At 40.3% G+C, this 14810-nt stretch carries 14 protein-coding genes; 8 read left to right on the top strand and 6 right to left on the bottom strand.

All coding sequences use genetic code 11. The features are described 5' to 3' along the window. Positions 1-168 precede the first annotated feature (168 nt). The 3 genes from KZ793_RS12280 to epmA all read left to right on the top strand — a co-directional run bounded on the left by KZ793_RS12280 (position 169) and on the right by epmA (position 2451). Complete coding sequence (locus tag KZ793_RS12280) at positions 169-498, top strand: fascin domain-containing protein (protein WP_225815605.1); 330 nt, start codon at positions 169-171, stop codon at positions 496-498. Between the two features lie 421 nt (positions 499-919). Next, positions 920-1333 carry a fascin domain-containing protein gene (locus KZ793_RS12285; RefSeq protein ID WP_118985635.1) on the top strand — a complete coding sequence of 138 codons (414 nt, stop codon included), beginning with the start codon at positions 920-922 and terminating at the stop codon, positions 1331-1333. Positions 1334-1473: 140 nt separating this feature from the next. Further along, positions 1474-2451 (top strand): elongation factor P--(R)-beta-lysine ligase, encoded by a 978-nt coding sequence (gene epmA / locus KZ793_RS12290; protein WP_225815606.1) that lies wholly within the window; start codon positions 1474-1476, stop codon positions 2449-2451. A gap of 50 nt (positions 2452-2501) precedes the next feature. Here epmA and glpQ read toward each other — a convergent pair whose 3' ends face one another. Both glpQ and glpT read right to left on the bottom strand, forming a co-directional pair. Further along, positions 2502-3578 (bottom strand): glycerophosphodiester phosphodiesterase, encoded by a 1077-nt coding sequence (glpQ, locus tag KZ793_RS12295; RefSeq protein WP_225815607.1) that lies wholly within the window; start codon positions 3576-3578, stop codon positions 2502-2504. A 179-nt stretch (positions 3579-3757) separates the two neighbouring features. Beyond that, on the bottom strand, positions 3758-5110 hold the full coding sequence (gene glpT / locus KZ793_RS12300; RefSeq protein ID WP_225815608.1) for a glycerol-3-phosphate transporter: 1353 nt from the start codon (positions 5108-5110) through the stop codon (positions 3758-3760). 503 nt (positions 5111-5613) lie between these two features. Here glpT and KZ793_RS12305 point away from each other — a divergent pair. The 4 genes from KZ793_RS12305 (at position 5614) to KZ793_RS12320 (ending at position 8688) form a co-directional block, all read left to right on the top strand. Further along, complete coding sequence (locus KZ793_RS12305; RefSeq protein ID WP_225815609.1) at positions 5614-6045, top strand: DUF29 domain-containing protein; 432 nt, start codon at positions 5614-5616, stop codon at positions 6043-6045. A 194-nt stretch (positions 6046-6239) separates the two neighbouring features. Continuing rightward, on the top strand, positions 6240-6671 hold the full coding sequence (locus KZ793_RS12310; protein WP_225815610.1) for a DUF29 domain-containing protein: 432 nt from the start codon (positions 6240-6242) through the stop codon (positions 6669-6671). A 308-nt stretch (positions 6672-6979) separates the two neighbouring features. Beyond that, positions 6980-8110 (top strand): hypothetical protein, encoded by a 1131-nt coding sequence (locus KZ793_RS12315; protein ID WP_225815611.1) that lies wholly within the window; start codon positions 6980-6982, stop codon positions 8108-8110. Beyond that, positions 8107-8688, top strand: a complete 582-nt coding sequence (locus KZ793_RS12320; protein ID WP_225815612.1) for a tetratricopeptide repeat protein — start codon at positions 8107-8109, stop codon at positions 8686-8688. The genes KZ793_RS12315 and KZ793_RS12320 overlap by 4 nt, the downstream gene beginning before the upstream one ends. Before the next feature lie 193 nt (positions 8689-8881). Here KZ793_RS12320 and KZ793_RS12325 read toward each other — a convergent pair whose 3' ends face one another. Continuing rightward, a complete protein-coding gene (locus tag KZ793_RS12325; protein WP_225815613.1) occupies positions 8882-9982 on the bottom strand; it encodes a glycerol dehydrogenase in 1101 nt (366 codons plus the stop codon). A 321-nt stretch (positions 9983-10303) separates the two neighbouring features. After that, on the bottom strand, positions 10304-10978 hold the full coding sequence (locus KZ793_RS12330) for a 7-cyano-7-deazaguanine/7-aminomethyl-7-deazaguanine transporter (RefSeq protein WP_225815614.1): 675 nt from the start codon (positions 10976-10978) through the stop codon (positions 10304-10306). A 183-nt stretch (positions 10979-11161) separates the two neighbouring features. Between KZ793_RS12330 and tusA the strand changes: the two genes are divergently transcribed. Further along, positions 11162-11416, top strand: coding sequence for a sulfurtransferase TusA (tusA, locus tag KZ793_RS12335; RefSeq protein WP_049582752.1), 255 nt, complete (start codon positions 11162-11164; stop codon positions 11414-11416). A gap of 150 nt (positions 11417-11566) precedes the next feature. On the opposite strand, the gene KZ793_RS12340 is transcribed toward tusA, so the two are convergent. After that, entirely contained in the window at positions 11567-13846 is a 2280-nt protein-coding gene (locus KZ793_RS12340; RefSeq protein WP_225815615.1) for a zinc/cadmium/mercury/lead-transporting ATPase, read from the bottom strand. A gap of 145 nt (positions 13847-13991) precedes the next feature. After that, positions 13992-14618, bottom strand: coding sequence for a lysoplasmalogenase (locus KZ793_RS12345; protein WP_225815616.1), 627 nt, complete (start codon positions 14616-14618; stop codon positions 13992-13994). Positions 14619-14810: the final 192 nt, after the last annotated feature.

Genomic DNA, 14810 nt, shown 5'->3' on the forward strand with positions numbered 1-14810 from the left:
CAGAGCTATTACCTAGAGAGGGAAATAGTGAGGGATCACTTGTGGAGTTGACCATCAAGTCCATACAATCTGAATTTGGCTTGCTTGGTATTTTTTTGTCGATATTAGAAATTATTTAAATGCAACGAGATTTAAAATTTTTATTTTACCTTGGTAATATTGTAGTTAATGATTTTCAATCATTTTTTATTCTTAACTGAAAACCACCTCCGCAGGAGGTGGTTTTCAGTTAAGAATAAAATAGCACTTCGTGCAAGCAATGGCCTCTATTTAAATCGGGTCTCTCTGGCGGGTGGCGATTATATTGCGGCGACAAAATCAGATATTGATATTTATTCTACTTTTACTTTAGAATATATCGACGATAATGTAATAGCTTTGTGTGCAGATAATGGGAAATATCTGAGTCGGATCAATGCAGGTGGTATTTTTAACTATATTAGACCGGATAAGTACGACTTAGATCTGTATTGCCAGTTTAAAGTTATAAAATTGTAATTGGACAATGGATGATTTCTGTTTACATAGTATTGTGGTGGTCAAGTAAAACTGACCACTATTATTTTAATAATAAAACAATAGAGTTAGTCACTTAATACACCGGATAAGATATTAATTATATTTCATAATGATTTGATTATTAATTTATTGGTAATGTTATAATTATCGTTTTAAATTATTTTTCAGTTTTCTGATAATATCTTACTTTTAATTTAAATATGATAATTGCTTCTGGTTGTTTAATAATTATACGTGATAATTGGCTATATCTTACATAATAAAGAGAGAATATATTTTATTGTTTAACGCTAATAGTATATATTCAATAAGGGAGTTTTATTTCTATGGGCATAGAGAGTCGATATGAGGTTTAAATGGTATTCTATAAGTAATTAATTATATTTAAACGGAGGGTATGATGGCATTATCAGAGCACACTATCGCATTGATGGCAGATAATGGACTTTATTTGAGTCGATTCAGTCAAGGGAAGGTTAATTACATTCAAGCTGGAAGATATACACTTGGTACTTCTTCCCGGTATGTAGTGACGCTATTTAATGCTTATACGATGGCACTTCGGGCAGACAATGGGCTCTATTTGAGTCGGGTTGAACGGCCTGGTGGTAATTATATTGAAGCTGCAAAATTGAATATTGATGCTTCTTCTACGTTTACTGTAGAAGATGTTGACGATAATGTGATAGCGTTAAAGGCAGATAATGGAAAATATCTGACTAGGCTTAGCATAAAAGGTATTAATTATATTAAACCTGATAAAACCAATATGGATGGATTTTGCCACTTTAAATTGATAACTCTGTTAGAGTAAATAGTGATTTTGTTTGGTATTAGCTTTGTTGTGTCAGGCAAAATCGATCACTATTTTATTGTTTATCTGACGGTAATAATTTGTCTGATATGTGTGATGCAGGTAGACTGCACGTTTTGTTTTATTTTGGAGTCATTTACATGAGCGAAACAGCAAACTGGCAGCCAAGTGCACCTATCGCCAACTTGTTGAAACGAGCGACTATTTTAGCAGAAATACGGCGCTTTTTCGCAGATCGTGGGGTGTTGGAAGTTGAAACACCTGCGATAGGTCAGTTTACAGTGACTGATATTCAATTGTTTTCTTTTCAGACGGAGTTTGTTGGTCCAGGCGCTGCGGATGGTATGACGCTTTATCTGATGACAAGTCCGGAATATCACATGAAACGCTTGCTGGCAGCAGGAAGTGGCCCTATTTATCAGCTCGGTCGCTGCTTCCGTAATGAAGAGGCGGGTCGTTATCATAATCCTGAATTTACTATGCTGGAATGGTATCGGCCTCACTATGATATGTATCGTTTGATGAATGAAGTTGATGATTTACTCCAGCAGATCCTTGACAGTGAAAGTGCGGAGTCACTCTCTTATCAACAGGCTTTCCTGCGTTATCTGGATATTGATCCGCTATCAGCAGAGAAAGAAAAGTTGCGTGAAGTCGCCGCCAAGCTGGATCTGAGTAATATTGCTGATATAGAAGAGGATCGGGATACTTTATTACAACTTTTGTTTGCTGTTGGTGTTGAACCGCATATTGGTACCGAAAAACCAACTTTTATCTACCATTTTCCGGCTTCTCAGGCTTCTTTGGCGGAAATCAGCAAAGAAGATCATCGGGTTGCAGAGCGTTTTGAAGTCTATTTTAAAGGCGTTGAATTGGCAAATGGCTTCCGTGAGCTAACTGATGGTAATGAGCAGCGTCAGCGTTTTGAACAGGATAACCGTAAACGTGCAGAGTTGGGTTTACCTGTTCGACCGATTGATGAAAACCTGATTGGTGCCTTGAAACAGGGGATGCCTGAGTGTGCAGGTGTGGCGCTTGGTGTCGATCGTTTGGTGATGTTGGCTTTGGGGGCTGAAAAGCTCAGTGATGTTATGGCCTTTTCGATAAGTAAGGCGTAATTGTTAAGCAACAGGAACAGGGCACTAGATTAAGGCGCCCTGTTTGCATCTTATTTATGTTGATGCTGTTTTTGTAGAAATTTCACGCCTAAGTCAGGGAAATCGGTGAATACACCGTCTACACCCGCTTGGTTATAAATAATATCGAAAAGTTGATCGCCGCTGGTGACGTATTTAGGCAGTTGATCAACTCGAATCGAATATGGATGGACTTCCAGATTATTGGTGTGAGCTTCTTTTACCAGACTAGTTAACTTAATATTGGTTGGTGTGGAATACTCCGCCACAATCATATGGTAATCAGGGCCGATGCCATCAGCGTATTGTGCCACTTCTCTCATAGCACCTGGTTTGAACATCCAGTCATAGCTGTAATTTATCCATTTGCCGTCGGATTGTTTTTCATAAGTTTCATTCCAGTCGGTGTAGGCGATAAGTTGAACCAGTTTCAGATCCATGTCTAACTTAGGTTCCAGTTCGTTTTTGATGCGTTTGAGTTCGTTGGTATCAAAACATTGCAGGTAAACTTTGTCGCTTTTCTTGGTGTAACCATACGCTTTCAGCACGGTTAGCACTTTAGTGGAAATATCTTTTCCCTCCTTCTGGTGGAACCACGGTGCTTTGATTTCAGGGTAAATACCGATATTTTTGCCGGTAGATTTGTTCAATCCTTGAATAAATTCAATTTCTTCCTGAAAAGTGTGGATTCGGAAATCAGATTTCCACATCGGGAAACGATTGACGTAGCTCTGTACCTGCTGATTATTTTTAATATTGAAGCCTTCCGTGAATTTTAATGACTTGATTTCGGACAAGGTAAAGTCGATAGCATAGTAGCGTCCATCTTGACGAGCACGGCCAGGGAATTTATTGGCAACGTTAGTTACACGATCAAGGTAATGGTCATGTAAGACTATCAGTTCATCATCTTTAGTCATGACCAGATCTTGTTCCAGATAGTCAGCACCTTCGGCATAAGCCATAGCTTTAGCCGGTAGAGTATGTTCAGGCAGATATCCACTCGCGCCTCGATGGGCGATAACAATCTTATCTGCTGCTTGAGTGATACCTGACATCGATGAAGTCAAAATAATACCCATTATCATTGTTTTGATTGGAGCTTGCATATGTGTATCTCCGTTTTAGCGATGAGATAAAATTTATCTCATTAAACTGTGTGTTTGTCTGTGTTAATAACACTGACTGACATAATCTCTTAACTTAGATACTGAAAAAAGCCGCAGCATATATAATGCTGCGGCTTAATTAATATTATCAGTGATATGTCACAGTTTAATGACAGAGGTTAGCCATGTTGTTGGGCGATTTCTTGTTTATGTTTTTTTTCGGTAATCGTAACGATTAGCAATAGAATAACGGACAAGATACTACCACCAATCATCACCATAAAGCCGCTGTCCCAGCCGAAAAAATCAACGGTGTAGCCGATGATAGCACTTGCAGCAACAGAGCCACCTAAGTAACCAAATAAGCCGGTGAAGCCGGCGGCTGTACCGGCAGCTTTCTTTGGAGCCAGCTCAAGGGCATGTAGACCAGTTAGCATCACTGGGCCGTAGATAAGGAAGCCAATAATCAACATGCAAGCCATGTCTACAGTAGGGTTACCTGCTGGGTTCAACCAGAATACGATAGTTGCGATAGTCACCAGCGTCATGAAGAACACACCGGTTGCACCACGGTTACCTCTAAATACTTTGTCTGACATCCAACCACATAGTAACGTGCCTGGAATACCGGCATATTCGTACAGGAAATAAGCCCATGAAGATTTATCTAGTGCGAAATGCTTGGCTTCACGCAGGTAGGTTGGTGACCAGTCGAGAATACCGTAACGTAACAGATAAACAAATACGTTAGCCATAGCAACCATCCACAGTAGCTTGTTCGGTAATACATACTGCATGAAAATCTGTTTAGCTGTTAACTCTTTTTCATTTTTCTCTGTATAATCAGAAGGATAGTCGTTTTTATACTCTTCTATTGGTGGCAAGCCACAGGATTGTGGTGTGTCACGTATCAAGGCAAACACAATCAATGCAAGGAGAATGGCGGCGAAAGCCGGCATGTAAAGCGCGGCTTTCCAGTCATTGAACCACGCCATGCCTAACAGGAATAGCAATGGTGGTAAGCCACCACCAACATTATGTGAGCAGTTCCAGATAGAAACGATACCGCCACGCTCTTTCTGTGACCACCAGTGCACCATAGTACGACCACAAGGAGGCCAGCCCATACCCTGGAACCAACCACATAAGAACAGCAGTACGAACATGATAGTGATATTGGAAGTTGCCCAAGGGACGAAACCCATAAACAGCATAACAATAGCCGCGAGGATCAGACCCGCTGGTAAGAAGACTCGTGGGTTAGAACGGTCGGATACGGAGCCCATGATGAATTTGGAGAAGCCGTATGCGATAGAGATCCCTGATAGTGCGAAACCGAGTTCACCTTTGGAAAAACCTTGCTCAACCAGATAAGGCATTGCAAGTGTAAAGTTTTTCCTTACCAGATAGTAAGCTGCATAACCAAAGAAGATCCCCATAAAAATTTGCCAGCGTAAGCGACGATAGACTGGATCTATCTGTTCTGTTGACAGTCGGGACCTATGAGGTGCCGGCTTGAAAATACTTAACATATTTTGCCTCCGATGGCATTTTTGGTTATATAAACAGCTTGCCGGTTGACTGGTGACACCGGATGGGAAAATGAAAGGTTTTGTAAGTGGTTATTTTCCATAACGAAAATTATGATAGTCGAAATCACTCAACCTATCTGTGAAACAACACTCAGTTGTTAAAGTTGTTTTGCCCTGGCGGTAATTCTGAGTGATTTGTTAGCTTTTTAAAATGTGATTTACCAATGAAATTGTGACTGTTGTCACAATAACGATCTTTACTTAATTGTTGGTGAGCGTTTTTGGTTCGTTTTTGTTCTTTATCAAACAAAAAACATAGTTTTTATGCATCTTCTATTTATTACTCTGTATGTATCCTTCTAAACGAAGGGATTTTTTCAATTTATGGTGAATGGGTTGCTAATCGATTTTGATGATAAACATACTGTTTTGACGGTATGCCAATAATCTGCCAGACTCATAATTTATACAATTGTATAGCTGATATACCCAGTGGAGGAACCATGACGACACGTTATGACAGCGACTTTTATGGTTGGACGCAGGAGCAGGCAGGCTTGCTTCGTTCCGGTAATCTGAATCAATTGGACCGGGAAAACCTTTCGGAGGAAATAGAAAGTATGGGAAATAGCCAAAGAAACGAGCTGGAATCTCGTCTTGAGGTACTGTTTCTTCACCTCCTAAAATGGCAATTCCAATCTGAACGGCAAGGTCGGAGCTGGAAGCTCACGATTGAAGAACAGAGAAGAAAAATATTCCGTCGTCTTAAAAAAAATCCCAGCTTAAAGTCAGAGCTTGGCGAAATTTCCTCTGATGCTTATGGTGATGCCATTATTGCTGCGGAGAGGGAAACTAATATTAGGCGTAGTGTATTTCCTGAAACTTGTCCTTGGACGTTTGAGCAAATAATGGATGAAAATTTTTGGCCTGAATAGACTCGATAAATTTATTCTTCCAAATGAAAGGGTAAAACCCCCGGCTTTAAGCTGCAATACTGTGTTGTACCTTGTATGGTGAATGGGGTGCTAATCGATTTTGATGATAAATATACTGTTTTGACGGTATGCCAATAATCTGCCAGACTCATAATTTATTACAGTTGCATAGCTGATATACAAGTGGAGGAACCATGATGACACGTTATAACAGCGACTTTTATGGCTGGACGCAGGAGCAGGCAGGTTTGCTTCGTTCCGGTGATTTGAGCCAGTTGGATACGGAAAATCTTCTTGAGGAAATTGAGGCTATGGGGCGAAGCGAGCGTAGAGAATTACGATCCCGGTTGGAAATTTTACTCGCACACTTACTGAAATGGAGATATCAGGCAGATCGCAGAGGGCGGAGTTGGGAACTGACTATTGAAGAACAGCGTGATAAGGCAATTGACTGTTTGCAAGAATCTCCCAGTTTGAAAAATAAGTTGGATGAACATTTGGGAAAAGCTTACACCGCTGCTCGTCGATTGGCAGAAAAAGAAACACTCATTAATCGGAATATATTTCCTGAAACTTGTCCTTGGACATTTGAGCAAATAATGGATGAAAATTTTTTGCCTGAATAGACTCGATAAATTTATTTCCTAACGCACTGGTTTTGAACAGTGCGTTTTCTTATCGCTGTGGCTATACTCAAGACAATGGTAGGAGCTAAAATAGTAACGCAAAATGCCAACAGTTCTAATTTCTTATCGAAGAATATAATAATGAAGTAATAGTAAAGATAAAATATTAGCAAACTATTAATTTAGTTTTTTGATATGGATTTATAAAATTTCAGTAGTGATATTGATAATTATTTCCATTTGCAGTAAATTGTCTTCTCTTTAATTTGTCAAAGAAAATCATGGAAATTTTCAATAGGGAAATAACTATGCCAAGTAAAGACTATGGGTTAGTTGATAAAATTGTTAACGAAAATTTTAAAGGAATGCATGTAGAAACAATAACGGTAAAAATAGCACCTTCAGGTACTAAATATACTAATGCGGCAGGAGACGTTAGCAAATCTACTTTTGGACATGTATGGGTTGAATTTCAGGGTGAATCAATCGGGTGGGGCTTAGGTGATAATAAGCAAGTAGGAGGAATTGAGAATATAACTTTTAGAGACTCAATAGCATACGATAAATCAAAAATTTCCAGTGTTACATATCCAATATATTCAGAGAGTGTGGTTCATAATATGAAAGGCTACATCTCTGATTTAAAAAATGGAAATTTCTATGATTTTAAACCGAATTACAACCTCCTTACCAATAACTGTATAGATTTTGTAAACTCAATTATTCGAGTTTCACATTATGATAATGATAAAAATGGTATAGATTTTATTCAAGAATTACGAGGAATGAGTCCAAATGCTGTATTAGATAATCTTGAAGAAATTGTTGAAGGTCAGAAAGATACAGAAACACCACTTATTATTGATTTAACTGGAGATGGTATTATTACCATCGCGGAAAATGGTTCTATATATTTTGACCATGATAATGATGGTATTGTTGAAAGTTCAGGATGGATAGAAGCCAATAATGCATTTCTGGTATGGGATAAAAATGGAGATGGAAAAATAAATAACGGAAGTGAGTTATTCGGGAATAATTATATATTAAAAAATGGAAACAAATCAGCAAATGGGTTTGCTGCATTAGTAGATCTTGATGATAATTGTGATGGTATTTTTGATCAAAATGATAGTCTATGGAATTCATTAGAGTTATGGGTTGATGCTAATAAAGATGGTATAACTGATGACGGAGAGTTGTATAAATTAAGTGAGTCAGGAATTTCAGCTATAAATCTTACATATAAAGAAAATGGATTTAAGGATATCAATGGTAACATTCATGGGTTGGAAAGTTCAGTGCTCTGGAATAATGGGAATACGACTAAGATAGTGGATGTGTTTTTTACTGTGGATAAAAACATACAGATGGCGTCACTAAATTCAAATATTGACATAATAGGGATAAATGATACTTTTAGCGAGATTATGTTATGAATAATTTTTTTGTAAAAAATAAGAAATATTTTCTCTATTCAGTGTTATTTTTTTCTTTTATTGCTCAGAGTTCAGGCATGAACATACAAGATACCCCATCGATTGTCTTCAATCATTCGGATGATTTTTTAGCAGAATTTTCTATTCCAATGCCTAAAAATGAAAATGAATATCATGCGTTAATAAAGAAAGCAAATAATGGGAATGTAGATGCAAACTGGATGCTCGCTGTAATACAACAAACAGAAGGTTATCGTCAAGAAGCCAGTGAAAGATATAAGTTATCTATATCAAGAAAGGATAAATATAAGTTAAGATCTATGGTTAATTTGGGGTTTATTTTAGAGGATGAAAATAAATACTCAGATGCGAGAGCGCTTTTCGAATTGGCTGGAAAAAGTGGATATTTTGAAGGCTATCGCACCATTGGAACGAATTATTTAAATGGGATCGGTGTAAATCAAGATTTTAATAAGGCAAAAGAGTATTTTAATAAAGGAAGTCAAATTGGGTGTCATGAATGCACATTTCTTATTAATAATTGGAGTGATGTTATTAAATTGAAAAAATCAGAATAGTAAATTTATATTTTGAGTTAACCTGCTAGTACTCAGTGAGATCTTTTCAGGAAGAAAAATTTGGGAAGGCGGGGTTCTTAATATGGCGACAGGTTCTGTTTGATGAACGAAATTTCGTTAAAAAAATGGTTAGATAAAAAAATCGGTTTTTTATCAACAATTTGAGCGGACAATTTGCCCGCTCTTGTCAAATTTAATACAGCCAGTCGCGTCCCATCCGGTCAGCAGCCATAATAGCGGAATACACTTTTTCCGGTGTCACTTCAAAAGGCATATTGTGAATGGTTTCGTCCTCGGCGCAACTCGCTTTCGCCACTGCCATCACTTTTTCTTTCAGTTTTTCACCATCTTTCACACCAAGTTGATCCAGAGTAACCGGTAGTCCCATCTGTACACAGAAATCAAGTAAAGTATCTAATTCTTCATTTGGGCTATTTTCCAGTATTAGTTGAACTAATATCCCGAAGGCGACTTTTTCGCCGTGGTACATGTGGTGGCATTCTTCCAATACAGTAAAGCCATTGTGTACTGAATGAGCGGCGGCTACACCCGTATTTTCAAAGCCTAGGCCGCTTAAGTAAGTAATAGCTTCGATGACATTTTCCACCGCAGGTGTACTGACGTCGGCTTCAACAGCCAGTTTTGCTTTATAGCCTTCTTCCAATAAAGTTTCGTAACAGAGATGAGCGAGGGCTATTGCGGTACGGGATATCCCGCCATCTGTCATTCGAGGTTTATGGCCGGAGCCACAAACGCGGGCTTCGAAGTAAGTTGCCAGTGCGTCGCCAATTCCGGCAATGAGAAAACGAGTTGGGGATTTAGCGATAATGCTGGTATCGATTAGGACAATATCTGGGTTTGTTGGGAGAAACAGATAGTCTTCATATTTGCCATCATCGCTGTAAATAACAGAGAGAGCACTGGTTGGGGCATTAGTGGAAGCGATAGTGGGGGCAATCAGAACAGGTAATCTGGATTCGTAAGCGACCGCTTTTGCGGTATCTTGTACTTTGCCGCCACCGATACCAATAACGGCTTGGCATTCATGTTTTTTAAGAATGTCAGACAGGTGTTTAATCTCATTCCGACTACATTCGCCGCCAAACAGTTCAAAATGGCGGGTGATTTCATACTGTTCCAGACTGTTATGAACGGTATCTCCCACCAATTTCATCGCGGAATTACCGATGATAACCAAAACGTGATCAGCGATGGTTTTTGTGTATTTACCAATATGGAGCAGGGCATCAGGTCCTTGAATATATTTGGATGGGGATTGAATAATTTTCAGCATAAAACTACTCCTTTTGTGGAAACTCAATATCTGCTTGCTGTATAAATTTTCTTAACAAACAGGGAGCAATATGTGACAGGCCAGTAAACTGGCTTCGGATGAAAAAAGTACTTAAATTACTTAACAGACTAACACCACCTGTAAAAATTAATGGTTGGTTATGGATAAATAAAGTTGTTATGCCCGTTTTATAGTGGGAAATGTGTGTTTTTTTGATCTATGCCCGATCTCTGTACTGGAACAGGCCCTTCTTCTCCATTGGGCCTGGCTGCGTTTGGGGAAGCTAGCGGGTTGGACAGGTATTTGCTGGGCGTATAAAGATCAGCGAACTTGAATGTGGGTATTGTTAGTTTGATAGGCAAAGAAGTACTTGAGAATCAGGTTCAACAAAATGCCGTAAGCGGGTAGAAAAAAGAGTAAGCAGATTAATAATTTAAAGCAGTAATCTACTAGCCCAATCTCGATCCAGTTAGCCGCCATGAAAGCATCGGTACTGCGATAGAAAGCGATAGAGAAAAAGGCAATGGTATCAAGTAAGTTGCCGAAAAACATAGCCGCTGCGGGAGCGACCCACCAATTACGTCTCCGGCGCAGACGATTGAAGACGTATACATCCAGTATCTGCCCAAGGAAATAAGCCATAAAGCTGGCGCAGGCAATACGGGCAACAAAGAGATTGAATTCAGACAGCGCAGTAAACTCTTGCCACTTTCCTTGGAAAAATAGAGCAGAAATAATATAAGAGATCAGCAAAGCAGGGATCATTACGGTAGTGATGATTCGCCTTGCTAGTGGTGCGCCGTAGATACGAACCGTCAAATCGGTTGCAAGAAAAATAAATGGGAAAGTAAAGGCTCCCCAAGTGGTATGAAAACCGAAAATAGAGACAGGTAGTTGCACCAGATAATTACTGGAAATAATAATCAGAATATGAAATAACGAAAGCCAAATTAAAGCAGTAGCGCGCTGTTGTATAATTGTAGCTGATGAAAACATATTGTACCTTTTTGGATAATGGGGTGAGGGAACCCAATGAAAGATCTGCCGTTTTAACGGACGGCGCCTCACATGATACGTCGGTTATGCACAAATTCAAAACGCCTGTCTGTAAAGTTAATTTTTGCTAGCTTTTTTATAATATAATTCGGTCTAATAGACTGACTGAAGTAGAGATAAGTTATGCCCGATGTGTTTACTAATCCAGACAAGACCCTTGATACACAAGGGCTTCGCTGTCCTGAACCAGTAATGATGGTGCGGAAAACCGTGCGTCATATGGAAGCAGGACAGATGTTATTAATTCTTGCTGATGATCCGGCAACTACGCGTGATATTCCCAGTTTTTGCCGTTTTATGGAGCACCAGTTAGTTGCCCAAGAAACGGAACAAATGCCTTATCGCTATCTGGTTAGAAAAAAAGAGAATCAATTCTGAATATAACCACCGAGTTGAGAAATGAACGTTTTTGTTTTTCTACCGTGCCTTTGAATGCCAATGAGTTTTTACTACTGAACTTATCTGGCTATAGTACAGGATATGCGCCGGAAATAAGGCCCATATCCTTAAATAGCTAGACGATTTTCATTATTTCAGTTTAATCCTCAGTAACCTTACCGCGTTCGCTGTTACAAGAGCGGTTGCGCCAGAATCCGCCAGTACTGCCATCCACAAGCCTGTGATGCCTAATAGGCTGGTGACAAGGAAGATCCCTTTGAGCCCTAGGGCAATAGTAATATTTTGGCGGATATTATTGTGCGTTGCGCGGGAAAGGGTGATGATTTCCGACAAACCTGTCAGGCGGTTATGAGTTAATGCTGCGTCTGCGGTTTCCAGCGCAACATCGGTTCCACTTCCCATTGCTACACCGATACTGGAAGCTTTCATTGCGGGTGCGTCATTGATGCCGTCACCGACCATCATTGTGTTGTGATCTTTATTCAATGCAACGACAGCTTTGACTTTATCTTCCGGCATTAACCCGGCGCGGAAATCTATTCCTAACTGACCTGCAATTGCAGCTGCTGCACGTGGGTTATCCCCCGTCAACATCACTGACTTAATGCCTTGATCTTTCAGGAAACGGATAGCATCAATTGCATCTTGACGTAACGTATCTTGCATTGCGATAAGGCCAGTAAATTGTTCATCATGCATCACGGCAACAACAGTTTTACCGCAATCTTCTAATTGAACAATTTTTTGTTTCCAACGATCAGATAACGTGTTTTCCGGCAGTTTTCCGGGCGAACTAACGAGAATACGCTTACCGTCTAACTGACCTTCAACACCTACCCCCGCCAGCGCTTTACGGTGTTCAGCTTCGGTAATATTAACGTTTTTACTTTTTGCGTATTGCAAAATGGCTTTAGCCAGTGGGTGGTGGGAGCCGCTTTCTACTGCGGAAGCCAAAGTTAATAACTGAGATTCGCTGATATTTTCTGCTGGTTGTATATCTGTGACTTGTGGTTTACCGGCAGTCAGAGTACCGGTTTTATCGAAAGCGATTGTGGTAATTAGTCCCAATTGCTCCAGCGCCGCACCCCCTTTAATCAAGGCCCCTCGGCGGGTTGCTGCTGCAAGGGCAGAGGTAATTGCGGCGGGTGTGGAAATCACCAAAGCACAAGGGCAACCGATCAGTAGCAAAGTAAGACCACGGTAGATCCATGTTTCCCAAGGTTGACTGAATACAATGGGTGGAATAATGATAACCAACGCAGAGAACAGCATAATCAGCGGAGTGTAAATTCGGCTGAAACGGTCAATAAAGCGCTCAATCGGGGCGCGGCGTTCTTCGGCTTCTTCAATCAGTTGCAAAATGCGGTCAATGGCATTGTTGCCCTGTTCAGACAGCACTTTCATCTGTACTGAACGATCCACGGACAGACAACCTGCCGGGACTTTTTCTCCCTGTATGTGTTCAACCGGAATGGATTCACCTGTTAGCGCACTTTCATCAAAGCTGGCGAATGAACTGAGTAATTCTGCGTCAGTGGGTAAACGTCCGCCTGGTGCAACCTCAATAATATCTCCGGGGCGTAGATCTGCGACTGGGACAGTTTTTTTCTCACCATTTCTTACCAGCAGTGCTTCTTCCGGGACCAATGCCATCAATGCACTCACCCCTCGACGTGCACGGCCGGCGGCGTAGGATTCCAGCATTTCACCAAGCATAAACAGCAGCAGTACCATTGCCGCTTCGGCGGTGGCATCAATAAATAGCGCACCGATTGCGGCAACACTCATCAAGGTTTCAATGGCGAATGGCGTGCCTGATCGTATGAGTTTCCAGGCTTTGGTGACAATAGGCACCAATCCAATCACGGTGGTGATAATAAAGGCAATACGGCCAAATGAGGGGTTGGTGCTGGAGATTCCCCAACTTATCAGCATCATCAGTGAAAGAGTGATGATTGGTGCAAATTCTTTCCAACGGCTGCTTTTGGGCGCTTTCTGATTTGAATCTGGGTTGTGTAAGTCAAATCCAGCCTGATTAACGGCTTGGATAACTGCCGAACGTATATCTATATCGGCATCCACGACCAGTTTTTCAGTAGCAAATAGAACCTTGGCTTGTTTCACTTCTGGAATTTTGCTGACCGCGGTTTCAATTTTGCGCGCACAGCTCGGACAATCCATGCCATTAACAATCCAACTAAAACGCTGGTTTGCTAAAAGCTCAGGCGCTTGTGTTTCTTGTGTTCCATGAGAATGGTTGTGCTCATGTGAATAAGACTCATCATGTTCATGGTTATGTGAATGCTCACTAACTTGTTTAGCCTGATCTGGACAAGTGGTAGTAGCGCAGCAGCTTCCATGCTGGTGGTTATGCTGATGAGCACTATTTTTGTTTGAATTTGAGTACATGGGCTCCCCCTGGATAAAGTTTACTCAAAGATAATGATCAAACTCTACACTTTGGAGCCCACTCCAGAGTCAAATAAAAAAGAGAAAATAAGTTGGTAAATTGTGTGGCTGAATGTTGATATTCATTTTCAACTTAATTTTTTTATTAAAGATAAATAGAACGAATAATCAGAAAATGGCCGATAAAATAACAGGTTGCTACAACCGCCTTAGAAGATTTGAATTGGAAACGGTAATGGTTGATCAGCCAGAAACTATGTGACAGTAGCAACAAGATACTGCCTGCCAATAGGGAGAAACTGTATGCTGTATTGAGAGCGAAGTATTGTTCACCTGCCATCCACACCATGATCAGGAGCATGATGACTGAGGCAACGACCAGCCAGCGCATTTCCTCCAGTTTATTCCAAATAACCAGCAGAATAATGGAGCCCAGAACCAGTAAAATTAATGGCAATGGGAAGAAGAAACTGAAATTCATCTGTAATACAAAGCTTATCGTGTAGAGCAGATAACAGAGGAATAATGTGCTTATAGAGAGTAGTGAATACTTACTGGGGAGCATGCGCAGAGCATCTGATATTAAGGCAGTAAATAACCCAAGACAGATTAAATAGCCTGAAATATGCAGCTCAGGCGCTTGCCATGCCCATAATAACAACAATAGCAGAGTGACTGGCCTGAATAGCCATCTTTGCCAGTTTGGACCACGGTAAGCTGCATCAACATACAACCAACCAGAAAAAAACACCGCAATAAATGGCCAGCTCATATTTGTTCCTTAAAATAAGTGATGGGTAATGGATCTGCTCTTTTATTAGCAAAATATAGACTTAAATAATAGAGATTGGTTTAAGTATCTGTGCGGAAATAGGCAGTGAATTAGGAAATGATTTATTTGTTCAGCAAAGAAAGCAGGCACTAAGCTGTGCTGAGACAGATAGTGACAGCTTTTTAATGCATA

The sequence above is a fragment of the Photorhabdus antumapuensis genome (assembly GCF_020387775.1).
Classification (GTDB): Bacteria; Pseudomonadota; Gammaproteobacteria; order Enterobacterales; family Enterobacteriaceae; genus Photorhabdus; species Photorhabdus antumapuensis.